At 76.3% G+C, this 25,776-nt stretch carries 18 protein-coding genes and 1 riboswitch; of the genes, 7 read left to right on the top strand and 11 right to left on the bottom strand.

Translation table 11 applies throughout. From position 1 onward, the window contains the following. Positions 1-172: 172 nt before the first annotated feature. The 5 genes from AB0442_RS31520 to AB0442_RS31540 all read right to left on the bottom strand — a co-directional run bounded on the left by AB0442_RS31520 (position 173) and on the right by AB0442_RS31540 (position 12,777). Positions 173-2,113, bottom strand: coding sequence for a hypothetical protein (locus tag AB0442_RS31520; RefSeq protein WP_366167027.1), 1,941 nt, complete (start codon positions 2,111-2,113; stop codon positions 173-175). Then, positions 2,110-5,676, bottom strand: coding sequence for a DUF5682 family protein (locus AB0442_RS31525; RefSeq protein ID WP_366167046.1), 3,567 nt, complete (start codon positions 5,674-5,676; stop codon positions 2,110-2,112). Before AB0442_RS31525 ends, AB0442_RS31520 begins: the two co-directional genes overlap by 4 nt. A gap of 29 nt (positions 5,677-5,705) precedes the next feature. Continuing rightward, on the bottom strand, positions 5,706-6,902 hold the full coding sequence (locus tag AB0442_RS31530; protein WP_366167028.1) for an AAA family ATPase: 1,197 nt from the start codon (positions 6,900-6,902) through the stop codon (positions 5,706-5,708). Positions 6,903-6,994: 92 nt separating this feature from the next. Continuing rightward, positions 6,995-11,914 carry a DNA-binding protein gene (locus AB0442_RS31535; protein WP_366167029.1) on the bottom strand — a complete coding sequence of 1,640 codons (4,920 nt, stop codon included), beginning with the start codon at positions 11,912-11,914 and terminating at the stop codon, positions 6,995-6,997. Beyond that, complete coding sequence (locus AB0442_RS31540; RefSeq protein WP_366167030.1) at positions 11,911-12,777, bottom strand: DUF4132 domain-containing protein; 867 nt, start codon at positions 12,775-12,777, stop codon at positions 11,911-11,913. Before AB0442_RS31540 ends, AB0442_RS31535 begins: the two co-directional genes overlap by 4 nt. Positions 12,778-13,168: 391 nt before the next feature. On the opposite strand from AB0442_RS31540, the gene AB0442_RS31545 reads away from it, so the two are divergent. Next, positions 13,169-13,330 (top strand): hypothetical protein, encoded by a 162-nt coding sequence (locus AB0442_RS31545; protein WP_366167031.1) that lies wholly within the window; start codon positions 13,169-13,171, stop codon positions 13,328-13,330. Between the two features lie 91 nt (positions 13,331-13,421). On the opposite strand, the gene AB0442_RS31550 is transcribed toward AB0442_RS31545, so the two are convergent. Both AB0442_RS31550 and AB0442_RS31555 read right to left on the bottom strand, forming a co-directional pair. After that, the gene (locus tag AB0442_RS31550; RefSeq protein ID WP_366167032.1) at positions 13,422-14,183 is read right to left on the bottom strand and encodes a potassium channel family protein; all 762 of its coding nucleotides are present in this window, start codon (positions 14,181-14,183) and stop codon (positions 13,422-13,424) included. 177 nt (positions 14,184-14,360) lie between these two features. Next, positions 14,361-16,202: a hypothetical protein gene (locus tag AB0442_RS31555; RefSeq protein ID WP_366167033.1), complete on the bottom strand. Its 1,842-nt coding sequence runs from the start codon at positions 16,200-16,202 to the stop codon at positions 14,361-14,363. A gap of 136 nt (positions 16,203-16,338) precedes the next feature. After that, positions 16,339-16,430, top strand: a riboswitch (ZMP/ZTP riboswitch). 20 nt (positions 16,431-16,450) lie between these two features. Here AB0442_RS31555 and AB0442_RS31560 point away from each other — a divergent pair. From AB0442_RS31560 to AB0442_RS31570, 3 genes are all read left to right on the top strand, one after another. Next, complete coding sequence (locus AB0442_RS31560; protein ID WP_366167034.1) at positions 16,451-17,923, top strand: glycine hydroxymethyltransferase; 1,473 nt, start codon at positions 16,451-16,453, stop codon at positions 17,921-17,923. A 107-nt stretch (positions 17,924-18,030) separates the two neighbouring features. After that, the gene (locus AB0442_RS31565; RefSeq protein ID WP_366167035.1) at positions 18,031-18,168 is read left to right on the top strand and encodes a hypothetical protein; all 138 of its coding nucleotides are present in this window, start codon (positions 18,031-18,033) and stop codon (positions 18,166-18,168) included. A gap of 3 nt (positions 18,169-18,171) precedes the next feature. After that, complete coding sequence (locus AB0442_RS31570; protein WP_366167036.1) at positions 18,172-18,495, top strand: hypothetical protein; 324 nt, start codon at positions 18,172-18,174, stop codon at positions 18,493-18,495. Positions 18,496-18,513: 18 nt separating this feature from the next. Here the strand turns inward: AB0442_RS31570 and AB0442_RS31575 are convergent, their stop codons facing one another. The 3 genes from AB0442_RS31575 to AB0442_RS31585 all read right to left on the bottom strand — a co-directional run bounded on the left by AB0442_RS31575 (position 18,514) and on the right by AB0442_RS31585 (position 20,668). Continuing rightward, complete coding sequence (locus AB0442_RS31575; RefSeq protein WP_366167037.1) at positions 18,514-19,188, bottom strand: hypothetical protein; 675 nt, start codon at positions 19,186-19,188, stop codon at positions 18,514-18,516. 79 nt (positions 19,189-19,267) lie between these two features. Further along, a complete protein-coding gene (locus tag AB0442_RS31580; protein ID WP_366167038.1) occupies positions 19,268-20,089 on the bottom strand; it encodes a MerR family transcriptional regulator in 822 nt (273 codons plus the stop codon). An 81-nt stretch (positions 20,090-20,170) separates the two neighbouring features. Continuing rightward, positions 20,171-20,668, bottom strand: coding sequence for a hypothetical protein (locus AB0442_RS31585; protein ID WP_366167039.1), 498 nt, complete (start codon positions 20,666-20,668; stop codon positions 20,171-20,173). A 369-nt stretch (positions 20,669-21,037) separates the two neighbouring features. On the opposite strand from AB0442_RS31585, the gene AB0442_RS31590 reads away from it, so the two are divergent. Together AB0442_RS31590 and AB0442_RS31595 are read left to right on the top strand one after the other, a co-directional pair. Beyond that, positions 21,038-21,742 carry a DUF4232 domain-containing protein gene (locus AB0442_RS31590; protein WP_366167040.1) on the top strand — a complete coding sequence of 235 codons (705 nt, stop codon included), beginning with the start codon at positions 21,038-21,040 and terminating at the stop codon, positions 21,740-21,742. A 587-nt stretch (positions 21,743-22,329) separates the two neighbouring features. After that, entirely contained in the window at positions 22,330-23,586 is a 1,257-nt protein-coding gene (locus AB0442_RS31595) for an extracellular solute-binding protein (protein WP_366167041.1), read from the top strand. A 100-nt stretch (positions 23,587-23,686) separates the two neighbouring features. Here the strand turns inward: AB0442_RS31595 and AB0442_RS31600 are convergent, their stop codons facing one another. Then, positions 23,687-24,109, bottom strand: a complete 423-nt coding sequence (locus tag AB0442_RS31600) for a hypothetical protein (protein WP_366167042.1) — start codon at positions 24,107-24,109, stop codon at positions 23,687-23,689. Positions 24,110-24,424: 315 nt separating this feature from the next. Between AB0442_RS31600 and AB0442_RS31605 the strand changes: the two genes are divergently transcribed. Further along, a complete protein-coding gene (locus AB0442_RS31605; RefSeq protein ID WP_366167043.1) occupies positions 24,425-25,681 on the top strand; it encodes an extracellular solute-binding protein in 1,257 nt (418 codons plus the stop codon). The last annotated feature ends 95 nt before the right edge of the window (positions 25,682-25,776 follow it).

Here is a 25,776-nt window from a genome sequence, read left to right on the forward strand (position 1 = left end):
TCATCCCGTGGGGTGCCCTCAATCTACGCCCGTCATGTGGGTCCCGCCCGGTGCCCCGCCGCCGCCCGGACGCCGTGCCGGAGCCGGTGGAGCACCGTGGTCTGCGGAGCGCCGACGGTGCCGGGACCGGCGACACCCCTTGGTCGAGGGGCGCCGCCGGTCCCGGGCCGGTTCAGCCGGCCGCCGCGTCCGGGGCGTGCCAGGTCGCCCGGACGAGCTCCCGTTCCGCCGCCGTGAGGTGGAGGGCCGCAGCCAGCCACTGCTCGGCGTAGCGGTCGGCACTCGGGTCGCCGAGCCGGCCGAAGACGTCCCGCTGCCGGCGGTCGGCCTCCTCGGCGAGGGCCGTGGACAGCTCGGCCGCCGCCCGGAAGCCGGTGCGTCGCAGTGCCGCGGCGTCCGTCCGGGCGCCGCCGCTGCGGGCCGCCTCGGCGACCGCGCGTCGTCCGCCCGCGACCGCCAGCTCGACCTGGCGGCGGACCCGCCACAGCGGCGAGTCGCCCAGCGGGTCGGGCCCCGCGGACACCGGCCCCGGCAGCCGGGGTCCGTCCCCGTCCTGGGCGGGCACGTGCGTGCCCTGGAGCAGGTCGTAGCCGAGGTCGGCCCGGCCCTGCCACTCGGCCGGCAGCCGCAGCGTGTACGCGGCCCCGGCGACGGGTGCCACCGCCAGCGGACGCAGGGTGGCGGCCCGGTCCGGGTCGACCCGGGCGAGCACCCGCAGCCGCAGGCCGGGGTGGGCGCCGATCCGGGTCAGGTTGGCGGTGTGCGCCAGGTCCGGGTGGCGGTTGACGGCGACCAGGCGGACGAGCGGGCCGTGCGGCTCGCCGGTGCTCCCGTCCACCTCACGGGCGAGCACGCTGTCGGCGGACGCGCCGAGCACCACCAGCTCGCAGCCGACCGGCCGGCGCAGCAGCTCGGTCTGCTCCGGGTCGGCCAGCGGGCCGTCGGCGAGCCGCTCGGCGACGGCCTCCGCCAGCGGGCGGGCGAACAGCTCCGCGAGCGGGCCGGAGCCCCAGTCCATCCCGCCCACCGGATTGGCCCGGACCCCGCGGCCCGAGCCGAGCCGGCCGTCCGCGGACACGGTGGCGCCCGAGATCAGCAGGCCACCGCGGGACAGCTGGGAGTGGTCCAGGGCCGCCGCGCCGACCGAGACCGGTGCGGTGCCCGCGCCGCGGGCGCGGGACGGCCCGCCGGGCTTGATGTCGGCGATCGACACCCAGCGGCCGTCCTCGGTGACCAGGTGCGTCACCACGCCGCCGTACCCGGTGGCGGTCAGCACCGGCTCGCGGCAGACGCCGTGCACCCGCAGCGCGCCGCCCGGCTTGTACGCCCGGCGGGCGGTGCCGAGCACCGCCCGGTCGGCCGGGCTGGACCGCAGCAGCGCCGTGGTGAGCAGCAGTTCGCGCAGTGCCGCCGCGAGGTCGGCGGTGCGGTGGCTGCTGTAGCGGGCGCGGGCACTGCGCAGTCCGCGGACGACCCGCAGCGCGGCCGCCTCGGCCCGGTGCAGGTCGGCCAGCCGCGCGGTGTGCGCGGCCCGCAGCAGCTCCGCCTGCGGGACGGCCCCGGCCGCGGGCACGCCTGCGGCGAGCGCCGCCGCGGCGGCCGCCCACAGTCCGGCGGCGGCCTGCACCTGGGCGGGCGTCGGCTCGACGGTGGCGGGCAGCTCCGGGGCGGTGGCCGGGGCGGGTTCGGCCCCGGTCGTCCCCGCGGCCGCCGTCGCCGCCGGAGCCGCATCCGGCTCGGCCTGCTCCGCGGGCCCGGCCGGTGCCGCGGCCCCGGCGGCGGGCGGGTCGGCGATCGGGCAGCAGCCGAGCACCGCCGCCCGGTGCAGGCAGCGCGGGGCGAGCAGACAACTGCACCGCGCCTGCCCCTCCTCGGTCACCGTGCCGTCCGGGCCGGGCAGCAGGGTGACCACGGCGTCCTCGCCGCAGCGGACGCCGACGCCCGGTCCGTCCGCCGCGGGGGCGACGGGCAGGGCGGCGTACTGCTCGATCGCCGCGTCGAGCTTCTTGCGCAGACGGGACGTCAGCGACTCCACCGCGGCCGCGAGCACCTCGGGTGCGACGGGCGGCAGCTGGAGGTCCTCGGCAGCGGTCATCGCCTGTACTCCGGTCATCGGGCCTCCCCGCGGAGGCGGTCGCCGACCCAGCGGGCGAGGGCGAGGGGACTGAGGGCGGCCACCGGCATGCCGGCGGCGACGAGCTGACGGGCGACCGGCACCGAGTACCGCGGGGTCCCGGTGTCGTCCAGTGCCGCGCAGCCCATCAGGTGCACCCCGGACGAGGCCAGCGCCCGCACCTCCCCGAGCAGGCCGCCCAGCGGGTAGCCCTCCTCGAAGTCGCTGACGACCGCGACCAGCGTCCGGCTGGGCACGGTGACCAGGGAACGGGCGTGCGCCAGTGCGGCGGCGATGTGCGTGCCGCCGCCGACCTTGACCTCCAGCAGCAGCGACAGCGGGTCGGAGACCCGCTCCGTCAGGTCGGCGACCTGCGTGGAGAAGGCTAGGAAGTGCGTCGACAGGGTCGGCACGCCGCCCAGCACCGCCGCGGTGAGCGCGGACCAGATGACCGAGGCCTCCATGGAGCCGGAGACGTCGACCACCAGGATCAGCCGCCAGTCGGCCTCCCGCCGCGAGCGGGTGCTGAACACCGGCTGCTCGGGTACGACGACCGTCCGGCCGTCGTCCAGGCGGCGGGTGTGCGCCAGGTTGGCCCGCAGGGTCCGCGGCAGGTCGATCCGGCCGCCGGGGCGGCGGGTCGGCCGCGGGGTGGCCAGGCCGGTGAGGGCGGGCCGGAGCCGGGTGGCGAGCTCGCGGGCGAGCTCGTCGACCAGGCGGCGCACCAGCGGGCGCAGCCGGTTCAGCTGGTGCTCGGGCATGCCGCCGGCCAGGTTGAGCACCGAGGTCAGCAGCTCCATCGACGGCCGGACGGACGCCGGGTCGAGCTCGGCGAGCACGTCGGTGCGGCCGGAGTCCGCGGCGGCGGCGAGCACCTCCTCGCGGACGTCCGCGCCGAACAGCGCCTCCAGCTCCTCCGACCACTCGCGGGCGGTCGGGAAGGACGCCTCCTGGCCGCCGCCGCTGCCGGAGCCGCCGTCGAGGTCGGCGGCGCCCTCGCCGCGGCCGCGACCGTACAGCTCGTCCAGTGCCTGGGCGTAGCGGCGGGCGCCGTCGGGCAGCCGCTCCGGCTCGCGGCCGAGCAGCAGCCGCCACCGGTCGGCCGCCGACAGCCGGGCCTCGGCCGCGGCGTCGGCAGCGGTGCCCGCGGTCTCCACCGGGGGAGCCTCGGGCTCGTCGGGCGCCGGAGTGGCGGCCGGGGCCGGGGCCGGGACCGTGGTGCCGGTGCCGGGCAGGCCGAGGGCGGCGAGCGCCTCGGCGGCAGCGGTGTCCGCGGCCGTCCAGAGCGCGAGCAGTCCGGCCGGGGCGGCGAGCGTCAGGTCGGGGCGCTCGCCGAGCCGTTCGGCGACGGTGTCCAGCAGCCGGCCGCGGCCGGCGGGGCTGAGCGCGTCGAAGCCGGCCCGCAGGGCGGGCAGCCGGTCCAGGAAACCGCGGTCGGGCAGCGCGTCGATCCGTTCCAGCAGCGGGCCGAGCGCGTCCGGTGCGTACTGGAGCAGCGGCCCGCCGGCCGTCAGCAGGCCGGTGAGCAGCCGGGCGAGCCGGCGGCGGCCCTCGGGATCGGCGGCGGCGTCGACCCAGCCGGCGGCGCGGGCGCCGAGGCGGTCCGCGGTGTCCAGGTCGAGCAGCACCCGCGCGGCGAGCGCGGCGCCCTGGACGAGCGGGGAGCCGGTGCGGGCGAGTTCGGCGAGGGCGTCGTCCATCCGCAGGCCGAGCCGGTGGTCGCCGGCCCGGGTGGCGAGGGCGACCAGGGCGGTGGCGTCCGCCGGGTCCTCGCTGCCGGCCAGTCCGGGCAGGCCGCGGACGGCCGCGTCCAGCAGGACGGTGGCGAGTTCGGCGGCCCGCTCCCGGCTCCGCTCGGTGGTGCCGGGCAGGTGGGCGAGCCGCAGCGCCTCCAACAGGTCCAGCGCGTCGAGGAGTTCCGGCAGGGTCGCGGAGGCGGGCAGCAACTGCTCGGCCTCGGCGAGCCGTTCGGCGACCAGCGCGGGCAGGTCGCAGCGGGCCGCGGCGCGCAGCCCCTCCAGCAGCTGGGTGCAGGTCGGTCCGCCGTCCGCGGACTGCCGGCGGGCGGTCTCCCGCAGGGTGCCGGCGGCGGCGAGTTCGGCGGTGACGCCGCGGACGCCGGCCAGGTCGAGCCGGGCGGCCGCGGACGGCGTCCAGGCGATCCGCCAGCGGGTGCTGAGCGCGGAGCCGTCGCCGGTGCCGGAGACCTCGATCTGCTTGCCGTAGCCGATCCCGCAGACCGCGAGGCGCTGCAGCAGCACCTCGCGGCGCCCGTCCAGCGGGGAGCGCAGCGGGTCGAGGCGCAGCTCGCGGGAGTCCGGGTCCTCCGGGTCGGGCAGGCGCAGGGCGGCGAGCTCGGCCTCGACGGACGGGCCGAGGCCGGAGCGCGGGGTGCCCGGGGCGAGCCGGCCGCGGTCGGCGCCGACCAGCACCGCCTCCAGCGCCTTGGCGAGCGCCCGGCCGCGGCCGAGCGGCTCGCCCTGGCCGAGGACGGCGGTGACGGCCTCCAGCAGTTCGCCGCGGCCGGGCGCGGGCAGGCCGCGCAGCCGGGCGAGGTCGCCGGCCAGCCGCAGGGTCTCGGCGGCCTCGCCGGTGCCGGCCGGGTGTCCGGCCTTCCGCAGCTCCCGGCAGATGTCGGTGATCGCCCGGGCGGCGGCCGCCTCGACCTGCTCCGGGTCGCCCTGGGCGGTGAGCACGGCCTGCTGCCACTTGGGGTCGCGGATGCCCGCCGGATAACCGGAGCGGGCGTCCAGCAGGTCGAAGGTGTACGGGACGAGCGAGGTGACCGGACCGCCCTCGGCCGGGGCCTCGGGCGCGTCCTCCGCCACCTCCGCCGCGGTCTCCTCCAGGGCGGTCAGCGCCGGTCCGTGGAAGGCGCCGACGACCGCGGCGACCCGGCGTCCGCCGGCCGCCGCCGCGGCGATCACCCGGCGCATGTGCGCCTCGCGGGCGAGGTCCCCGGCGGGCACGCCGCCGCGTCCGGCGGCGTCGCGGCGCAGCGCCCAGCCGACGGCCAGGGCGGCACGGCGGACGGCCTCCGGCTCGCTGCCGGGGGCCCGCACCTCGACGGAGCGGTCCCACAGGTCGTCGCCCTCGCGGCCGGTGCCGGCCGCCTCCAGCGCGTCGGCGTAGGCCGGCGCGGCCGGACGGCCGCCGGGCGCGTCGGCCGCCCTGGACGGCGCCCAGCCCTTGTCGGCGAGCGGCAGGTCGCAGCAGCGCACCTCGACGCCGTGCTCGCGGGCCCAGCGCAGGGCGGCGAGCTCGGGCGAGAAGTCCGCGAACGGGTAGAAGCCGAGGTGCCCGCCCTCGTCGGCCCCGGCGAGGGCGACGGGGGCGACGGTGCCCGGGTCGGCGAGGTGCGGCAGCCAGCGCTGGAAGTCGGCGGGCAACTCGACGCAGACCACCTGCGGGTCGGCCTTGTCGAGCAGCGCCGGCACCACCGCGGCGAGCGCCGGGCTGTGGTGCCGGACACCGATCAGGTGGGGCCGGGCGGAGGCGGCGAGCGCCTCCACCGCCTCCCGCGGGTCCGCGGTGTCCGCCGGGGGGTTCCCGGCGGTGCCCACGGTGGTGTCCTCGGTGGTACGGGGGTCGGTCACCGCAGGTTCTCCCGCAGGTCCCACAGGCGGCGCCACATCGCGGAGCCGTCCTCGGCGCGGCGGCGCACCGGGCCGTCCCAGTAGCCGAGCAGGCGGCCGTGGTCGGCCGGGTCGTCCTTGCGGACGGCGCCGAGCAGGTGGCCCGGGACCAGGTCGAGGACGTCGCCGCCGGGCAGGTAGGCGCGGGCCAGGCCCAGCGAGGCGGCGACGTGCACGGCCTCCGCGGTGGACATCACGGTGCCGGGCCGCTCGACGTCCCAGCCCTCGGCGGAGCGGCCGGTGCGCAGGTCGCGGAAGACGGTGACCAGCACGTCGAGGACGGCGTCGTCGACGCCGAACGCGGCACCGGCGCGCTGCACGGCGGCGGTGGCCTGGGTGCGGACGAGTTCGGTCTCCGCGCCGGCGTCGGCGATCGGGTGCACCGTCTCGAAGTTGAAGCGGCGCTTGAGGGCGGCGGACATCTCGGAGACGCCGCGGTCGCGCAGGTTCGCGGTGGCGATCACGGTGAAGCCGGGGACGGCGGCGACGGTCGCGTCCGCGGTGCCGGCGAGCTCCGGGACGCTGACCCGGCGGTCGGAGAGGATCGACACCAGCGCGTCCTGCACCTCGGGCAGGCAGCGGGTGACCTCCTCGATCCGGGCCACCCGGCTGGTGCGCATCGCGGTCATCACCGGCGAGGCGACCAGCGCCTGCGGGGTGGGGCCCTGGGCGAGCAGCAGCGCGTAGTTCCAGCCGTAGCGGAAGGCGTCCTCGGTGGTGCCGGCGGTGCCCTGCACGGTCAGTTCGCTGGTGCCGCTGACCGCGGCGGACAGCAGCTCGGAGAGCATCGACTTGGCGGTGCCGGGCTCGCCGACGAGCAGCAGGCCGCGCTCGCCCGCCAGGGTGACCACGCAGCGCTCGACCAGGGCGCGCTCGCCGACGAACTTCGGCGCGACGACCAGCTTGGCGGGCAGCGCGCCGTCCTTGCGGCGCTTCGGCGGCAGGGCGAGCGCCTCGCCGTCGCTGCCGCACACGAAGGTGACCACCGCGGCCGGGGTCAGCGCCCAGCCGGGCGGGCGGGGGCCCTCGTCGTACGCGGCGAGGAAGGCGAGCTCCTGGGCGTACCGCTCCTCGGCGGGCAGGATCTGCCGGGCCTGCGGGGCGGCCTGATCGGTCGTCGGCTCGGAGAGGTCGGTCGGGGTCGTCGGAGACACGGTGTCGATCCTTCGGTCCGGGGAAAGGGGAACAACGGGTGGGGCCGGGGGCGCGGCGGTGTGCCGCACCCCCGGGGGCTGCCGGCGCTCGGTCAGCGGCGGCGGCCGCGGCGGGCCTTGGGCGCCTTCAGTTCGCCGAAGCGGGGCAGGTCGCCGTCGAGCAGGCGCTGCCAGGCCCGGCGGTAGAGCTCCGCGGCCGGCTCGGCCGGCAGCAGCACGCCGAGCGCGGTGGAGCCGCCGCCGAGCAGCGGGAGCTTCCAGGTCTCCAGCGGCAGGTGCGGGCTGCGCTGCTCCGTCCAGCCGCCGGGCAGGAAGAGCGTCCGGCCGGCACGGGTGCGGGAGGCCTGCACGACCAGGTCGGTCGCGGCGAGCTCGGCCCGGGCCGCCTTCAGCCGGGCCGGCTTCCAGCCCGTCCAGCGGGCGGTGTTGCGGTCCGTCGGGTCGGGCATGGCCAGCAGCATCAGGTACAGCGCGGCGGCGTCCGCGCCGAGGCCGTGCCGGGCGGCGGCCTCCTCGACGAGGTCGGGCACCGAGCGGGACGGGTCCTGCGGCCACCAGGTGCCGTCCGCACCGCGCTCGCCGGCCGCCGGGTCGCCCGGGTCGCCGAGCAGCGCCTCGAAGCCGGGCGAGCGGACGGCCTTCAGCGCCGCCTCCGCCGGGAAGGGCTCGCCGGCGTTCTCCCGCAGCGCGGGCAGGTACGGGTCCTCGCCGGCCGCGTCCAGCAGGGCGGTGCGGATGCCCGGCGCGGGCTGGCTGTCGTGGGTCGCCATGACGACCGCGCCGTACCGCTCGTAGCCCTCGCCGACCTCGGTCGGCGCGCCGGCGACCTTGCGGAAGCTCGGCAGGCTGACGTAGCGGCCCAGGTCGAGCATCAGCCCCGGGTGGGAGAGCCGGTCGCGGACGGCGGCCAGCGCGGCGGGCAGCGAGGCCCGCAGCGGGTCGCCGGCGGGCAGCCGGTGGGCCAGCCACCCGGCCATCGCCACCGCGCCGACCAGCGTCGCGGCGGTGAAGCCGGAGCCCGGCTCGACCGGCACCACCCGGTCCCGCTGCACGTGCCACTCCAGGTCCGTCGTCAGGTCCTTCGAAGCGGCCGGGTCCAGGACGGCGCCCAGCGCCGCACGGGACGCCCAGCCGGTGCGGACCGCGCGGACGGCCTCCGCGAGCAGCGCCTCCGGGACGGCGACGCGACGGCCCAGCTTCTCGTTCCACACCGCCGCGGCGGCCTCGACGTCCGGGCCCACCGTCCAGAGCAGCGCCGGGTCGGCGGGCACCAGGGCGGTGAGCAGCCGGCGCCGGGTGGCGGCGCCCAGCGAGCGCAGCTCGTCCCGGGCGACCGCCGCGTCGGCGACCTTCAGCCCGAGCAGCGCCCGGGTGTCGGCGGGCAGGAAGTTGCGCTCCCACTTCTCGACCTGCGGCAGGCCGGCCACCACCAGGGCGGCCATGGTGCCGGTGACACCGGTGAGTTCGGCGAACCGCTCGGCGGCCTCCGGGAACCACGGGGCGGGTTCGCGGTCCGCGGCGTACGCCAGCAGCGCGGCCGCCCGGTCGTTCCCGGCGCCCTCCAGCGGCTCGCAGGAGAGCAGGGTGTACGGCGCCGGCGCCTCGAAGCGGCCGGACGGGTCGTGGAAGAGCACGGTCGACTCGGTGTCGCCGTTGGCCGCCACGTCGCCGTCGACGAACAGCAGGAACGCGCCGCCGCCGAGCGGCAGCAGCATGTCGCGGTCGCCGTTGCGGGTCGAGCCGTCGCGGTCGGCCAGGTGGACGGCCCCGACGTGCAGCCTGGCGGTGCGCCAGTGCGCCGTCCCCGTCGGGTCGGTGAGGCCCACCCCGGACAGCACCTCGAACAGGCCGCGCAGCGCCGCGCGGTCCTCGGGGGTGCTGGTGGCGGACACCGCGCGCAACGCGGTCGCCGCGGTCAGCCGGGGCAGCTGCTCCCAGTCCACCCGCACGTACGGGGTCTCCGTGGCGTCCAGGTGCACCGTGCCCGGGGCCGCGGCCTCGGCGTCGGGGGAGGCCGCCCGGGCCAGGAAGCGCACCTGCTCGGCGGTGTAGCGGCTCTGCTGGGTGTTGTACCAGTTGGACGCCATGCCGAGACCGCTGAGCGCCGTCTGCAGCTCCTGGTCGCCGGGGCCGGGGGCCTCCTCGACCGGGGCGGCGCCGCCGGAGAGCTCCAGCTCCAGGCGCTCGGCGACGGCGGTGAGCCGCTGCTGCGGGGCGGCGGCGTAGCGCAGCAGTCCGGCGATGCCGGCCAGCAGCCGCTCGTCGGTGACCTCCGGCAGGATCGCGCGGATCGCCGCGGTGAGCTCCGCGGGGCGCTGAGGGTCGTCCTCGGCGGCGGCCTTGAGCAGGGCGGCGGCCGTGCCGTCGTCGAGCCGGCGCAGCGCGGCGGAGCCCTGCGGGTCGCGCGGCTGCAGATAGTGCCAGTAGCGCAGCGGCGGCAGGATCAGGGTGCCCTCGGCGAACACGCCCGGGACGTCGTCGGTGCGGACGGTCGCGGTGGTGGCGCCGTCCGCGTCGACCAGCCGGACGCCGTAGGTGCCGTCCCGGACGACGGCCTGCGGCCGGTCGGCGCCGGGGAACTGCACCAGGCGCAGCGGGCAGCCCCGGCCGGGCGGCAGGGTGATGCCGCGTCCGGCGAGGTCCTCGCCGCGGTGCGAGCCGTCGGGCAGGGTGAGGGTGCGCCAGCCGAGCAGGCCGTCCACCGGCGCGCCGGAGGGGGTGGTGTCACCGGTCGGCGCGGGCATCACCCAGCCGCCGCAGGCCTTGCTGCCCGCCGGGGCGTCCTGCAGCGCGTCGGCGAGGAAGGCGGGGTCGGCGGCCCGGCCGACGGTGTCGGTCGCCGGGTCGTACTCGTGCCAGGTGTAGGGGGCGTCGCCGCCCGGGTCGGCCCACACCCAGAAGGAGCGGCCGTCGCCGATGATCCGGCGCTCGCCGGGCAGCGCGGTGTCCCCGGCGTGCACGGCGCCCTTGCCACCGGTGCGCCCGCCGCCGTCGAGCGGCAGGCTGTGGCTGTTCAGCGAGCCCAGCCAGTAGGTGCGGGTGCCGCGCCGGGAGGTGTTCTCAGGCATGGTGAACACGCGGTCCGCGGCGGTGTGCCAGTAGCCGAGGAAGCGGCGGTTGTTGGCCTGCGACTGCCAGTGGACGAGCAGCGAGCCGTCCACGTAGTGGAAGCCGGTCTCGGAGGAGTCCCCGGCGGGGATCCGCAGGTCGTGGCGGAGCACGGTGCCGTCGGCGCCGAGCACCCGGGCCTGCGAGGGACCGGCCGCGATCAGGTGCGGCCAGGCGTCGGCGACGACGATGTCGTCGACGTCCTTGCGGGCGACGAGCTCCGCGGCGGCCTCGTCCCAGGCGGGCCAGCCCAGCTCGTCGATCACGCCGGCGCGCAGCGAACGGGCGACCACCGCCGACAGGTCGGTGGAGGCCGCGGCGCGGACCTCCTCCTCCGCCAGCACCAGCACCTCGCCCGGCAGCCAGCCGAGCTTCTGGAAGGCGTTCGGCAGGTCGGGCAGGCCGGCGGCGCGGGGCTGCCGGGCGACGCCGGCCATCCACTCGGCGAGCATCGGCCGGCCGCCCGGCGAGCTCGCCAGCAGGGCGAAGGCACGCCGGCCGTCGACGTCGTTGTTGATCCGGTCGGCGCCGTTGCGGAACGCCGGCCGGAAGCGCGGGTCGGCCTCCAGCGCGGTCAGGTCGCGCTGCTCGTCCTCCTGCGCCCAGACGTCCAGCCGCAGCGCGGTGTGCTCGGCCGGGTCGGCGACCGGCACGCCGAGGGCGAGCAGGGTGTCCAGCAGGTTGACGTCGGTCTCGGTGACGCGCACGGCGGTGCCGGCCGCCAGGTGCTCGGCGCGCAGGCGCTCCGCGGCCCGCTCGACCAGCGGCAGCAACGCGGGTATCCGGGCGCGGGTGCCCCAGCGGTGGTTGCGCCAGCCGAGGAAGCGCTCGAACCAGCCGGCGGTGCCGTCCGCCGGGCGCTCCTCGTCCGGCACGTCCTCGTAGAGGCCGGCGGCCGCGCCCGACTCGACGAGGACGTCCAGCCACAGGCCCGACAGCTCGGGGTCGTACCCGGTCGGCATCAGGTCGAGCAGCCGGCCGCGGGCGGACGGCGTGCGGCCGAGCGCCACCAGGGCGTCGCGGTGGCGCTTCCACCAGCCGGCGGCGGCGCGCAGCGTGGCGGGCAGCGTCAGCAGCTCGTCCAGGTAGGCGGCCTCGGCGGCCTCCGGGTCGGCGCCGGCCGCGCGGGCCAGCCGGCGCAGGTCGGTGGCCATCACGGCGGACGGCTCCAGGCCGCCCGCGGTGCGCCGCACGCACAGCCGGCGGAAGCGGTCGAAGGCCTCCGCGGCGGGCACCCGGGCGCTCAGCTCCTTGGCGTACCCGGACAGCACCTTGACGGGCAGTGCGCCGGCCAGCGCGAACTCCAGGAAGACCGCGTCGAGGCGCTGCTCGTCCAGGACGAGGCCGTGCTGCGCCTCGGCCTTGCGGGCGCGGGCGAACATCTGGGCGGCGAACTGGCTGTTCTCGGCGCCGAGGAAGACCCGGCCGGCCTGCTCGTAGTAGGTCGGCAGGAAGTGCGGCACCGCCTCGGCCAGCCGCTCGGCGAGCTGCTGGTAGGCCTCCAGGGCGGCCTTCGGGCGGGAGGCGGCCTGCTTGGCGATCCGCTCCAGCTCGGGCACGATGCCCAGCGCGTGGTGGCCGTCCTCCGGGTGGTGGGCGAGCACCCACTCCGGGAAGCCCAGGGCCTGGCGCAGCCCGAGGCCGACCTCGGCCGGCTCGGCGTCCGGCTGCAGGCCGAGGAAGCCCACGGCCTGGTCCTCGGCGGCGCCCAGCTCGGCGGGCACCAGCCGCACCACGATCCGGCCGTCCAGGCCGGGGTGGCGGTAGGTGCGGGCGGTCAGCGGCACCGCCCGCTCGCCGGCGCCGGCGGTGCCGGGCGGCAGCACGGCCCCGGCCTGCAGCAGCTCGGCGGCCTGCTCCTCGGTCATCGTGCGGCCCGTCCCCGTGTCCTCGTGCGTGCTCATGCGTTCTTCCCCTCCTGGACCGTGCGGCCCGCGTACAGCGCGGCGGCCATCCGCATCCCCTCCGACCAGGCGACCGGCCCGACCTCGGGCAGCGTCAGCGCCCGGCCCTCGGTGTCGCGCCAGCACAGCGCGCCGGTCTCCGAATCGCCGTCCCAGTAGGGCTCGCCGATCCACACGGCCGGCTCGACCGTCCGCTCGCCGTCCCGGACCCGGATGGTGGCGTAGCCGCCGGAGACCCGGTAGCCGAGCGCGGTGGCGCGGGCGGCCAGGCCGAACCGCGACGGGAACCTGCCACCGGCGAAGTCCTTCACCTCGGTGGCCTTCTCCGCCACCTCGTCGGGCTTGCGGAAGGTCGCCCGGTGGATCTGGTCGACGCCCTGGACGACGCCGAGCTCGGCCGCGAACTCCCGCAGGTCCTCCAGGTCCTCCAGCAGCACCGGGTGCGGCAGGGTGACCGTGGCGGGGGAGATGCGGACGGTCTCGCCGTCCAGGTCGACGAGCCGCAGCTCGCCGTCGGCGGTGGCGTCGCGCAGGAAGCCCACCTCGTCCTCGCCGTCGCCGACGACCACCAGGTCACGCAGCGCGGCCTGCCAGGCCTCGTCCGGCCAGACCCGGGCGAGCAGCCCGGTCGGCACCGGCAGCGAGGACACCATCCAGGCGTCCACCTGCTCCCGGCAGGACGCCGCGTGGCGCTCCAGCCAGGTCGCGAACCGGCGCAGCCGGTCCGTCTCCGGGTGCTCCCGCACCGCCTTCGGCAGTGACTTCAGCTGCCTGCCCGCGGAGCGGCCGGACGTCGACCGCGCCGTCACCCGGCCCTCCACCAGGGCGACCTCGTACCCGTCGCCCGCCGCCACCCAACCCATTACGGCCCCACCTCGTGCTCTGCCAAGTCGTCGGAAACCCCCGCAGCCGACCGGGGGTCACAACACCCCGCCGCGGTGATGTCGGAAACCTAGCGCCACCCGCGGACAACGCGTCCCGCCGGGCGGTGCACGGGCCGCCGGGCGGCGCTCCGGCAGGGGTCGCGGAGGGAGACGGCGGGCCGGTCCGCGGGGTTGCGGCCGGCCGGCCGCGGTGTGCGGCGGGCCCGCGCACGGCCCGCGTCCGAGGGTTCGTCGCTGCACGCACCAGGCGGTCGCCGCCGCGCGGAGAACCCCGCCGCCGCCCGGCGCGCCGCCCGGCTACTGTGCCGCAGATCACATTGAACGGGGGGTGTCTGACGGCCCGTCACCCAGGGATCCCGAGGAGGGAACCGTGCACGCAGGACTCGACTCCGCGCGCCTGCTGCGCCTGATGGCGCGCACCGACGCCAGGCTCTGGGAGGTCCTCTTCCCGCACCTGCCGCTCACCGCCCGCGCCGTGTCCGACCTCAACCCGCAGCCGCTGCCGCCGGGAAGCTGCTCGGCGCCGCACTGAACGGCGGCTGACGCCACGCTGAACGGTGGCTGACGCCGCGACGGCCGCACGCCGCCCCGCGGGCCGGCCGTACGGCGCCCGCGCGGGCCGGTCAGCCGCTCGGAACGCGCCCGGCGGGCTCCCCGCCGGGTTCCGCCTGCCGGCTCAGCTCGGCGAGCTCGCGGCGCAGTTCGCGGACCTCGGCGGTGAGGTCCTGGATCGCCCGGTGGTTGAGGTGGTCCAGCCGGTCCTCCGCCTCGAACCGGGCCACGAACCAGGCCGCGATGTTGGCCGTCACCACACCGAGCAGCGCGATCCCCGACAGCATCAGCGCGACCGCCAGCAGCCGCCCGAGACCGGTGGTCGGCGTCAGGTCCCCGTAGCCCACCGTCGTCATGGTGGTGAACGACCACCAGAGCGCGTCGCCGAGGGTGCGGATGGACGCGTGCGGCGAGCTCCGCTCGATCTCCAGGATCGCCAGCGAACCGAACACCAGCAGACCCAGCACCACGCCCGCCACGTAGGTCGTCAGCCGCACCTGGGAGGCCATCCGCACCCGCTGGCCCGCCAGCAGCAGCGTCGACACCAGCCGCAGCAGCCGCAGCGGCTGCACCAGCGGCAGCAGCACCGAGGCGAGGTCCAGCGGGCTGCGGCGGACGAACTCCCAGCGGCGCTCCGCCAGCACCAGCCGGGTCGCGTAGTCCAGCGCGAAGACCGCCCACACCGCCCACTCGGCCCAGGCCGCCCCCTGCAGCACCCAGCCGGGCGCCTGCGGCGCGAGCACCGGCACCGCGTAGGCGACGGCGAACAGCACGGACAGCGCGATGAGCGGGAGCTGCGTGTGCCGCTCCCAGCGTTCGCGTCGGTTCGTCATGGCCGGCCTCCTCCACGGGCACGAGCTGCGGGGCCCGGGCCGGACCGCCGTGCCGCCCCGCGACACCGCACGGCGCACCCCCGGACGCCGGCGGCCGCCGCCGTGCCGGACGAACACCCTGGTCAACAGCCCCACAGGCATCCTCCCACGGCAGCGCGCCGCCGATCACCGCGATCGTCAGGGCCGAGCCGTCCCCGACTCCTGCACCCGCCCCTGCAACGTCCGGGACAGCTCCGCCACGCACGCCGCCAGCTGTGCCGTCGTCAGCTGCGTCGGATCGCCGCCGCACCCGCCGCCGGGCGCGGGCGCCTGCGCGGTGGGCGCCGGTGCGGACGGCGCGGGCGCCGTCGCCGAGGGCGCCGGGGTCGCGGGGGCCGGGGTCGGCTGCCCGCCGGGCGCGGTGATGCTGCCGTTCAGCGACACCAGGTTCGGCTTCACCGTGGCGTCGCCCGACAGGTCGATGTAGTCCTGGGTCTGCCCGTTGAAGTCCACGAACCCGCGCCACATGTCCCGGCCGAACGGGACGATCTCCTGCAAGGCCCCGCCCGCGCCGGCGCTGATGGTGATCGAGGTCTGCTGCGCCATGTACGACACCATCCGGCTCGCCAGCACGTCCAGGTTCACCGACGGGGCGTCGTCGCCGCGCACGTACACGTGCAGGTCGTTCAGGCCGCCGCCGGTCCGGTCCGCCTGCAGCACCGCGAAGGCCACCACCAGCTGCGAGGAGCTCTCCCGCGGCACCAGCGGCGTCACGTAGTACAGGTGGCCGTCCTTCTTCGACCGCAGCAGGAACTCGCCCGGGTTGTCCGCGTTCGTCGAGGCGGAGGTGTGGGAGTAGCCGAAGCCGCGGTCGTCCTTCGCGCCGCGCCCGCCCAGCCACTGCACCTCGTGGATCTGCGCGCGCACCACCGAGCCCGGGTACACCGCCCCCGGCAGCTCGCCCGGTGCGACCTCCTCGCGGTACGTCATGTCCGGCCTGCCGTCCGCCGAACCGCGCAGCACCAGCACCCCCGCCGGCTCCACCACGGTGCGCTGCATCCAGCCGATCTGCCGGGCCACCGAGATCACCACCACCGGTCGGGCCGTCCGCGGGTCCGGGCCGTCGCAGTACCCCCAGACGTCCTGCTCGCTGTAGACCAGCCCGGGGAACCGCTCGGCGAGCAGGTTGCGCAGGCTGTTGGCGCCCGTCCCGGAGAAGGCCCGGCCGAAGGCGCGGTCGCCGCCGAACGCGCAGGTGGCCACCGTGTTCGAGCGGCCGTCCCAGACCGCGACGCCCTCCATCGGCTGCTCGCCGGAGCCGTCCAGGAGGGCCGTCCACACCCCGCCGCCCTGCGAGGCGTCCGGCAGGTAATGCAGGCTGTGCCCCATCAGGTGCACCCCGGAGGCCAGACCGGCGCTGTCGGTGAGCGCCTTGGTCGCCGCCGCGTACGAGGCGGTGCGCGCCTCGAAGTCGAAGTCGGGCATCGGCGCGGTCTTCACGCAGGCCGGCACGTCGGCGGTGCCGACCAGGTCGCAGCGGCCGCCGTCGCCCGAGCGGGTGTGCTCGGTGACCGCCAGCACCGAACGCGGCACGGCCGATCCGCCGGCCGGGACGTCCAGCACCGTCGCCCGGGCGTAGTACCGGCCGGCGTCCTTGTCGTCGTCCCACATCCCGGTGCCCGCCCGCACCAGCGAACCCACCGTCGCGAGCACCACCACCGCCACTACGAGCCGCACCCGCCACCCGCGGAACCCGGCCCCCGACTCGTCCGCGACGAAGGCGACGCCCCACACCGTGCCGAGCAGCCCCACCGCCACCCACAGCCAGAACAGCGGGGCCGCGTCCAGCAGCCCGCCGTGCGGGAACAACTCCTGGTCGACCAGCAGCACGTAACTCTGGTCCTGCTGGCCGAACCCGCCGAACAGGAAGTGCTTCACCACCCACACCAGCAGGGCCACCAGCGGCATCCACAGCCACCAGGCGGCCAGCGCGAGCACCCCGCGCCGCACCACGCCCTTGCGGACATCACGCTTCGTCATGCCGTCCCCCCGTTCGTCCCCGTCGCCCGCCCCCGGTGCACGGGCCCCCGCAGCGTCCCTTCCCACCCCGCCCGCCGGGCAAGCCCGTCCGCGGAACGGACCCCCGCGCCGCCCGCCCCGCACGGTTGGTACGCTCCCGGTGAGCCGTGACTGGCGCGCAGGGATGGATTCGACCATCGGGGAGCGGCTCCGTGTCTCACGCTGTCGCCGTGCGCCTGGGCCGTCCGAGTCGTCACGAGGAGACAGCCTTGGCCACGCCCGGCTACCCCGCCGCACCCCACACCGCCGTCGACCCCACCGCGGGCACCGCCTTCCGCGCCGCCGTCGATGCCGTCCGCGCCGTCGAGCCCCGGGTCGCCGACGCCATCGGCGCCGAGATCCAGGACCAGCGCGCCTCCCTCAAGCTCATCGCCAGCGAGAACTACGCCTCCCCGGCGGTGCTGCTCGCCATGGGCAACTGGTTCAGCGACAAGTACGCCGAGGGCACCGTCGGCCGCCGCTTCTACGCCGGCTGCCGCAACGTCGACACCGTCGAGGCCCTCGCCGCGGAGCACGCCCGCGAACTCTTCGGCGCCGAACACGCCTACGTCCAGCCGCACTCCGGCATCGACGCCAACCTCGTCGCCTTCTGGGCCGTGCTCTCCCAGCGGGTCGAGAGCCCCGCCCTGCACCGCGCCGGCGTCCGCCAGGTCAACGACCTCACCGACGAGGACTGGGCCGAACTCCGCCGCGAACTCGGCAACCAGCGCCTGCTCGGCATGTCCCTGGACTCCGGCGGCCACCTCACCCACGGCTTCCGCCCCAACATCTCCGGCAAGATGTTCGACCAGCGCAGCTACGGCACCGACCCGGCCACCGGCCTCGTCGACTACGACGCGCTGCGCGCCACCGCCCGCGAGTTCCGCCCGCTCATCCTGGTCGCCGGCTACTCCGCCTACCCGCGGCTGGTCAACTTCCGCCTGATGCGCGAGATCGCCGACGAGGTCGGCGCCACCCTGATGGTCGACATGGCGCACTTCGCCGGCCTGGTCGCGGGCAAGGTCCTCACCGGCGACTTCGACCCGGTGCAGCACGCCCAGATCGTCACCACCACCACCCACAAGTCGCTCCGCGGCCCGCGCGGCGGCATGGTGCTGTGCACCTCCGAACTCGCCGAGCACGTCGACCGCGGCTGCCCGATGGTCCTCGGCGGCCCGCTCTCGCACGTGATGGCCGCCAAGGCCGTCGCCCTCGCCGAGGCCCGCCGCCCCGAGTTCCGCAGCTACGCGCAGCAGGTCGTCGACAACGCCCGGGCCCTCGCCGACGGCCTGCTGCGCCGCGGCGCCACCCTGGTCACCGGCGGCACCGACAACCACCTGGTGCTGATCGACGTCTCCGGCCACGGCCTGACCGGCCGCCAGGCCGAGGCCGCCCTGCTGGACTCCGGCGTGGTCACCAACCGCAACTCGGTGCCCGACGACCCGAACGGCGCCTGGTACACCTCCGGCGTCCGGATCGGCACCCCCGCGCTCACCACCCGCGGCCTCGGCACCGCCGAGATGGACGAGATCGCCGACCTCATCGACACCGCCCTGCGCGGCACCGCCCCGGCCACCACCGCCGCCGGCGCACCCTCCAAGGCCCAGTACGTGCTGGACCCCCAGGTCCGGGACGCCGTCGCCAAGCGCGCCGCCGACCTGCTCGCCGGCTTCCCGCTCTACCCGGGCCTCGACCTGGCCTGACACCCATCCTGCCCCGCGGCGGCCGGCCGTTGCCCGTTCCGGCCGGCCGCCGCGGGGTCCCGTGTCAGAGCTCCCCGTCGTCCACCGCGCCCGGCGCCATCGGCACCGTGCACCCGATCCACGCCCTCGGAGCCCGGTCGGCCGCCCACGGCGACGCCGTGCTGGCCGTCCAGGACCGCTTCGACCGTGCCCGCTCCGACCGGTCCGGCCCGGGCGGCGGAGGCCACCAGGACGTCCGGCCTTAAGCTGTGCCGACCGACGAAGGGGTGGTGGCCGTGCACAAGCAGTGGCCCGAAGGGCCGATGACCGAGCCCGCTGCGGTGCGGGTACTGCGCGACCGCGAGGCCGTGCGCACCGACCTGCCCGCCGCCCACCTCGGTCTCGCCGTGGTCCTCGCCGCAGCCGTCGGCGCCGGCCTGCTCGCCGGACCGCCGGCCGCGGCGGCGGTCCTCGGCCTCGTCCTGGCCCTCTTCCTGACCGCCCTCGCCACCTCCGCCGCCCGCGGCCACCGCCGCCGCGAGCTGCTCCGCCGCAGCTACCTCCGCACCTTCGGCTGGGCGACCCGGCTCTGACCGCCGACCCACGGATCCTCAGCTCCAGGTGTCGCCGGTCTCCAGCAGGACGGTGACCCCGTCCTGGGCGCTCTCCAGGGACAGGCAGAGCTCGTGGCGGTCGAGCAGCAGGCCGCGGGCGCGGCAGCCCTGCCATTTGCCCGGGTCGCCCGGGACGAGTGGCCAGCCGGTGGCGATCAGCCGGTCGTGCAGTCGGCGGGCCACCTCGTCACCGCCCTGGCCGGCGGTGCCCCGGACATGCAGTCGACGGCCGCAGTAGGTCGAGGAGCCGCCGCCGCAGCCCAGGTCCTCGTCGCCGGAGAGGGCCAGCCCGGTGGGCAGCGCGGGCAGTTCCGCCGCCGGGGGCACTTCGGCCGGGGGCCCTCCCAGCCCCAGGGCGAAGGCCCCCAGCACGCTCACCGTCCCCACCAGCACGGCGCAGGCCGCCGTCGCCGCGGTGCCGGCCGCCCTGCGGGGCCCGGTGGTACCCCGCCACGGCCGGTCGACCGCCAGGCCGGCCAGGAGAACCGCCGCGACGGCGATCCCGCCCGCCACCAGCGCGGTCAGCCGCAGCCCTGTCGGCGTCCACCGCTCCACTGCCGCGATCTGCAGCCCCGCGCACGCCGCCAGTGGCGCCGCCACGGACCACCGCACCCGGCCCGTCCCGGCGGCGGGCAGCCAGCACGCGAGTGGCACCAAGAAGATCATCAGCACGGTGGGCACTCTGCCCGATCGGGGGACGACAGGGAAGGGCTCCCGTGCCGGGACTCCCCCGGTGGGATGCGACCGGCCGTCAGGCCGGGGTCACCGGTGCCTGGAGTTCGGTGACCCAGTCGTTGCGGTCGGCCGGGCACTCCAGGGTGACTTCGCGGGGGTAGCCGGGGGCGTGGTGGCCGGTGGCGTCGATCCAGCGGGCGAGGGTCTGGGCGGTGGGGAGGACGGTGTCCATCGGGCCGCGGTGGACGATGGTCGCCGCCCGTTCGAGGGGCGGCAGGTCGAGCACGGTGACCTCGCCGTCCTGCAGCGGGGCGGAGACCTCGACGGCCGCGTGGACGACGATCCGGCCGCCGCCCTCCGGGGCGTCCTCGTAGTGGGCGATGCCGGGGCCGGTGGGGGTGATCCCGGCGACGGCCAGGCGCCGGAAGAGCTCGTCGTAGAGGGGGCCGATGACGGGCCCGACGTCCTCCGGCTCGTAACTCGCGGCGACGGCGGACAGTTCGGCCACCCGGACGGCCGGGACGTGCTTCAGGACGACGTCGTCAGTGGGCATGCGCCCCTCGCTCTCGATCGCTCGGAGCCTCGCCTCGACCTGGACCAGCCGCGCCGCAGCCGCGGTCACGGCGGCCTCGAGTTCGGCCCGCCGCAGCCGGAGCATGGCCCTCAGCTCCTCGGTGCCGACCTCCTCGTCCAGGATCGCCTGGACCTGCTGGAGGGTGAGACCGAGGTCCTTGAGCGCGATGACGCGGTTGAGGCGGGCGAGCTGCGCGGCCGTGTAGTGGCGGTAGCCGGTGACGGGGTCGACCCGGGCCGGGCGCAGCACGCCGATCGCGTCGTAGTGCCGCAGCATCCGGACCGAGACGCGGCCGTGCCGGGCGAAGTCTCCGATGGTGAACATGGTGTCTCCGAGTGCACCGCCTGACACGGTGTGAGGGTCAAGGCGTCGCCCGGCCCGTGGCGACGGGGGCTTCCGGCGGGCTCAGCGGCCGCCGGTGAGGGCCCGGCGGACGAGCGGGGCGTCGGCGGCCGTCGTCTCGATCCAGACCGGCCGCCCGGGGGAGGACTCGTAGCGGAGCACCGTCCGGGCCACCGCCGATGCCCAGCGGTCGGGTTTGGCCGCGGTGGCCACGACGACCGGGCCGCCGGTCGGGATCTCCACCGGGGGCGCCGCCCTGCCGAAGTCGAAGCGGACGGCCGCACCGCCCGGCTCGACGGTGAGCCGACCCGTGGAGGCGTCGTCCAGCAGCTCCAGCCGCGAGCGCAGCGCGAGCCGTCCGGGCACCCGGACGGGCGTGCCGCCGCCGAGCAGCGCACGGCGCCGCCGGGCACGGAGGCGGACGGCACCGGGGACCACCCGGTCGCGCACCAGGTCCACCACGAGCCGCACCGGAACGTCCACGGCCGGCACCTCCTCTCCGAGCCGCCCACCGTAGGACACCGGCCCGGTGGCCACGGCGGCGGGGCGGTGGTCCCTCATGGGCCGGATGACCGATGCGTTCCCCCTGCTCCCGGTCGGCGACCTGCTCGCCCCGAACGAGAGCGCCGTCCCCGGAGGCGGCGCGAGGGTACTCGGGATCGTCGCGCCGTTCCGGGCCTGAGGCGGGAATCGACAGGTCGGTTCGTCGACGACCTTTCAGCTCGGGCCCCTCTGTGCACGGTTCCGTGCGGAAGCGGTGATCGTTCCGTGCTGGATCGGAGCCCTCGCAGGGTGTGGGATGTGTGCCGTGGCGGCAACCGGCCGTCCGCGGTGCGCGTCCTTCCGGGCGGTGGCGTCCGGCGGGCTCCGACGGGCGCCGCGGGCCGGCGCCGTCCCGGTGGCCGGACCGACCGAACGAAAGGCCCTGTCGTGGACACTCGCCGTCGAGCTCTCGCCGTGCTGCTCGCCCTCGCCTCCCCGTTGGTGCTGGCCGGGTGCAACGGCGACGGCACCGGCACGGCCGGGGACGCCGTGGGGACGACCGCGGTCTCCGCCGCCCCCTCGGCCGCGGCCTCCGCTTCCACCGCCACCGTCTCCGCCTCGCCCGGGAAGAGCACCGGCGCGGTCACGCCCCCGGCCAAGACCTCCGCCAAGCCCACCCCGACGGCCACCCCCGGCGGGGGCGGGGGAGAGGTGGAGCACTGCGTCAACCCGATGCTGAGCGTGACCGCCTCGACCTCCGACGGTGCCGCCGGCACCATGGTGCAGCGCTTCGTGCTCACCAACGTGTCCTCGGCGCCCTGTTCGCTGACGGGACGGCCCACCCTCGCGCCGTACGCGCCCCCCGGCGCGCCGGCGCTGTCGGTGGCCGTGGGGGCGATCCCGGCCGGCTTCGGCGGGCTCGGCGGGAGCGGCGGCACACTGGTGCTCGCTCCGGGCGGCACCGCCGCGTTCTTCCTCAAGTGGAGCAACGTGCCGACCGGTGACGCGCCCTGCCCGAAGGCGGCCGGCTTCGCCTTCCGTGCGCCGTTGGACCCGCTGGCGGACGCCGACAAGAAGGTGCCGTTCGCCTTCCAGCCGTGCGGCGGGTCGGTGCAGGTCTCCCAGGTGCTGCCGGCCTCCGTCACCTCCTGACACCCGCGCCCGTCGGAACACCCGGAACACCCGCGGCCCCCGGCCTGCCCGGAGCGCCCGGCGTGCCCCGGCACGTCCGCGCGCTGTGCCACGGCATGGGGGGCTCCCGGGGGTGCGTCGACGGTGGGCGGTGGACGGCTCCGCCGCGAGGCCGGCCGAACAGGTGTGGACCACCGTGGCAGCGGCGGGCGGAGCCGGTCAAGACGTACCGCCGCGTAGCCTGCATCACATCCGCGACCGGCCGCAGTGCGCCCAAGGCCGGTAGCCCGAAGCATTTCTGACACCCCGTCGCATACCGACGGCCCGGCGTCCGCAGGGGCGGGCGCCGGGTTCCGGGCCGCTGCGGAGCGCGTCGGGGTGGTCACGCGGGGCAACGATTCGGTAACCGCGCTGGAGTCCGCGGTCGGGACTGGTCGAGACTTTCGCCCATTCGCCCGGCCGTCCCTGCACGTTTCGCCGCCCTCCTCGACCAGGAATGCGCGTGGCCGACCGGTTGTGGACTCCTCGCCGACACCCGGCGGGATTCCCGGGCGTCGCCCTGTCCCCGGCCCTGCCGCCCGTGCGGCACCACTCGAAGGCGATTCCCCATGGAACGACATCTGCCGCGCGCCTTAACCGCGGCGCTGGCCTGCTCCCTGACGCTCACCGCCTGTTCGGCGACGGGATTCGGATCCGGGGCGGCGGTCACCATCCGCATGGTCGCCGCCGATTACGGCGACAAGGACGCGAACAGTTCCCAGCACTACTGGAACAGGCTCGCCGCGGCCTTCACCGCCGCGAATCCCGACGTCCGGGTGGACGTCCGGGTGGTGAACTGGAACGACATCGACAAGCAGGTCAAGGAGATGATCCGCAGCGGCGACGTCCCCGACCTGCTGCAGACCGGCGGGTACGCCGACAAGGTCGCCGACGACCTGCTCTACAAGGCCTCCGACGTCCTGTCGATCGGCACCCAGGCGAATTTCCTGGATGGTTTCTCCAAGGCCGGACAGGTCGAGGGGATCCAGTACGGCATCCCGTTCGTCTCCTCGGCCCGCGCCTTCTTCTACAACAAGGCGATCTTCCGCCGGGCCGGCATCACCGAACCGCCGACCACCTGGGACGAACTGCGCAAGGACGCCCGGCGCATCAAGGACAAGGTGCCGGGCACCGTTCCGTACGCCCTTCCGCTCGGCCCGGAGGAGGCGCAGGCCGAAACGCTGATCTGGGAACTCGGGAACGACGGCGGATTCACCGACCGGTCGGGCCGCTACGCACTGGACGCCCCGCAGAACGCCGAGACCTTCAGCTGGCTGCGGAACGATCTCGTCACCCCCGGCCTCACCTATCCCGATCCCGCCCGCACCGACCGCCGGACGGCCTTCGCGGACTTCGCCGCCGGACGGGTGGCGATGCTCAACGGCCACCCGTCGCTCATCAAGCTCTCCGAGGACGGCGGGATCGACTACGGAATCGTCCCGATCCCCGGCCGGACGGGCCCGCTGAAGTCCACGCTCGGCGTCGCGGACTGGATGATGGCCTTCAAGAAGTGGGGGCACCGCAAGGAGATCAAGAAGTTCCTCGACTTCGTGTACACCGGCGAGAACACGCTGGAGTTCGACGAGGCGTACAACCTGATGCCCGTCACCCACGACACCCTGCAGGAGATGACCACGGGCGGCCGGCACCGCGACCTCGAACCGTTCCTCGCGCTGCTCCCGCAGGCGACCTTCTACCCCCTCGGCGACACCGGCTGGGACGCGATCTCCGCCGAGATCAAGAAGAACGCCGGCCTGGCCCTGCGCGGACCCGAGGACGTCCTGGGCGACCTGCAGAAGCAGGCGCTGTCGACCGGGCACCGGTAGGCCTTTGCGGGCGGCGCGCCCGGGGCGGGGACGGCGGAGGCCGCCCGGTCCGGGGTTCGGTCCCGGGCCGGGCGGCCCCGAACGGGTCGGGGAGCGGGCCTCAGACGAGCTCGATCTCCTCGAACAGGTCGTTGTCGGTCGCCGCGCCGGACAGCCACGCGGTCACGTAGGCCGTGCCCGGCTGCCATTCCGAGACGCCCGCCACGTAGGGGGTCGCGGCGAGGCGCACGACCACGTCCTGCGGCTCGCCGGTGCAGGTCACCATCGGAAGCTGCGGACCGGCGGCGTCCACCGAGCCGGTCACGCCCTGTATCGCGCGGACGAGCACGGCGCGGACGTCGCCGGCGGGGCAGGAGACCGAGACGGTGACGTCGACGGCGGCGCCGTCCTCGACGATCCGGCCGTCCACGATGCGGATGCTGCCCTCTCCGAGGGCGGAGGCCTGGGGAGCCGCGGCGGCGAGCGCACCGGTGGCGAGGACGGCCGCGAGGGCGGCCGTGCGGAGGGTCCGGGTCACGGACATGGGTCGATCCCTTTCATGATCGCGGAGACGGCCGCTCCGGGGAGGGGCGGCCCGCCGACCACCCTGGTCCGGGCCCCCGCCGGCGGCAACTCAGGCCGCACACGCTCTCACCCAGCGTGACTGAGCGGCGGAATGCGGGCGCCCGCACGGAAGCAACGTGTGCGGACTCCCGTCACCGGGCGCCCCGGCGGTGCAAGGGGATTGGAAGCGGCAGCGAAAGTTGCTGAAAAGCGTTGCCAGGGCGGAGGGGCGTTGCTAACTTCTGCGCACGCCGGCTCGGCGGATGCCCCCACCCTCATCGACCCGGAGCGACGCGTGCGCAGAAGCCTCCCCCTCATCGCGGCCACGATCTGCCTGTCCCTCAGCCTGACCGCCTGCGGCTCGGGTTCGTTCTTCGGCTCCGCCTCCGGCGCGACCCCGAACGGGACACTGGTGATCTGGGCCGACGAGAAGCGCGCCGAGGCGCTCAGACCCTTCGCGGACGCCTTCGCCGCCGCCCACGGCGCCAAGGCCGAGATCGTCGCCGTCACCGAGAACCAGCAGGAGAGGTTCGTCGAGGCGTCCAAGGCCGGCACCGGCCCGGACGTCATGATCGGCGCGCACGACTGGATCGGGAACCTCGTGCTGAACGGCTACATCGACCCCGTCCTGGTGCTCGACAACAAGATGGAGGACTACCTGGACGTCGCCCGCAGGGCGGTGATGTACAACGGCGAGTTCTACGGCATCCCCTACGCCGTCGAGAGCCTGGTGCTGTTCCGCAACACCGCGCTCGTCCCCGACGCCCCCGCGACCTTCGACGACCTGGTGGCCACCGGGGAGGAGCTCAGGAAGGCCGGCAAGGTGTCCCAGGCGGTCGGATACACCGTCAGCCAGGCGGACGGGAAGTCCGGCGACACGTACCACATGTACCCGCTGTTCAGCTCCGCCGGCGGCTACCTGTTCGGCGACGACGGGCGCGGCAACCCCAATCCGGCCGACCTCGGGGTCGGGCACCCCTCCTCGGTCGCCGCCATCGAGAAGATCGCGTCGCTGGGGGAGAAGGGGAAGGGGGTGCTGCGCCGCTCCTCCACCTCCGACAGCACCGCCGCCGCCTTCACCTCGGGGAAGACGCCCTTCCTGGTGTCCGGCCCGTGGCGGCTGGCGGACGTGCGGGCCGCCGGGACCAAGTACGCCGTCTCCCCGGTGCCCGGCTTCGAGGGCAACGGCCCCGCCCGGTCGTTCGTCGGCGTCCAGTCGTTCTTCGTCGCCAGCAAGGGGGCGCACAAGGAGCTCGCCCAGAAGTTCGTCCTCTCCACGCTCGGCTCCGTCGAACTCGCCGACGCCCTGTACAAGGCCGAGCCCCGCATGCCGGCCCTCAAGGAGGCCCTCGCCCACGCGCGCGCCGCCGACCCCGACCTCGCCGCGTTCGAGCAGGCCGCGAAGACCGGTGTGCCGCTGCCGTCGCTCCCCCAGATGTCCGCCGTCTGGGGACCGTTCAACGCCCTGCTCTACTCGGCGGTCAAGGGCGATCCGGTGGAGCCGGCCGTCGCCACGGCCGACCGGGCGATCCGGGCCCAGTTGCCCAGGTGACGGGCGCCCCTGCGGGGCCGGCCGGCCGGTCCTAGCCTGGTGGGGCGGGCGGCCGTCGACGGCCGCCCCCCCCCGCCGCACCCCCCCGGGCCCAC

The organism is Kitasatospora sp. NPDC085895, assembly GCF_040702125.1.
Lineage (GTDB): Bacteria > Actinomycetota > Actinomycetes > Streptomycetales > Streptomycetaceae > Kitasatospora > Kitasatospora arboriphila.

Bases quoted from the DNA above. Each gene is read 5' to 3' on its own strand.
- AB0442_RS31520 (WP_366167027.1), bottom strand. From the start codon at position 2,113: ATGACCGGAGTACAGGCGATGACCGCTGCCGAGGACCTCCAGCTGCCG.
- AB0442_RS31535 (WP_366167029.1), bottom strand. From the start codon at position 11,914: ATGAGCACGCACGAGGACACGGGGACGGGCCGCACGATGACCGAGGAG.
- AB0442_RS31540 (WP_366167030.1), bottom strand. From the start codon at position 12,777: ATGGGTTGGGTGGCGGCGGGCGACGGGTACGAGGTCGCCCTGGTGGAG.
- AB0442_RS31550 (WP_366167032.1), bottom strand. From the start codon at position 14,183: ATGACGAACCGACGCGAACGCTGGGAGCGGCACACGCAGCTCCCGCTC.
- AB0442_RS31555 (WP_366167033.1), bottom strand. From the start codon at position 16,202: ATGACGAAGCGTGATGTCCGCAAGGGCGTGGTGCGGCGCGGGGTGCTC.
- AB0442_RS31580 (WP_366167038.1), bottom strand. From the start codon at position 20,089: ATGTTCACCATCGGAGACTTCGCCCGGCACGGCCGCGTCTCGGTCCGG.
- AB0442_RS31585 (WP_366167039.1), bottom strand. From the start codon at position 20,668: ATGAGGGACCACCGCCCCGCCGCCGTGGCCACCGGGCCGGTGTCCTAC.
- AB0442_RS31595 (WP_366167041.1), top strand. From the start codon at position 22,330: ATGGAACGACATCTGCCGCGCGCCTTAACCGCGGCGCTGGCCTGCTCC.
- AB0442_RS31600 (WP_366167042.1), bottom strand. From the start codon at position 24,109: ATGTCCGTGACCCGGACCCTCCGCACGGCCGCCCTCGCGGCCGTCCTC.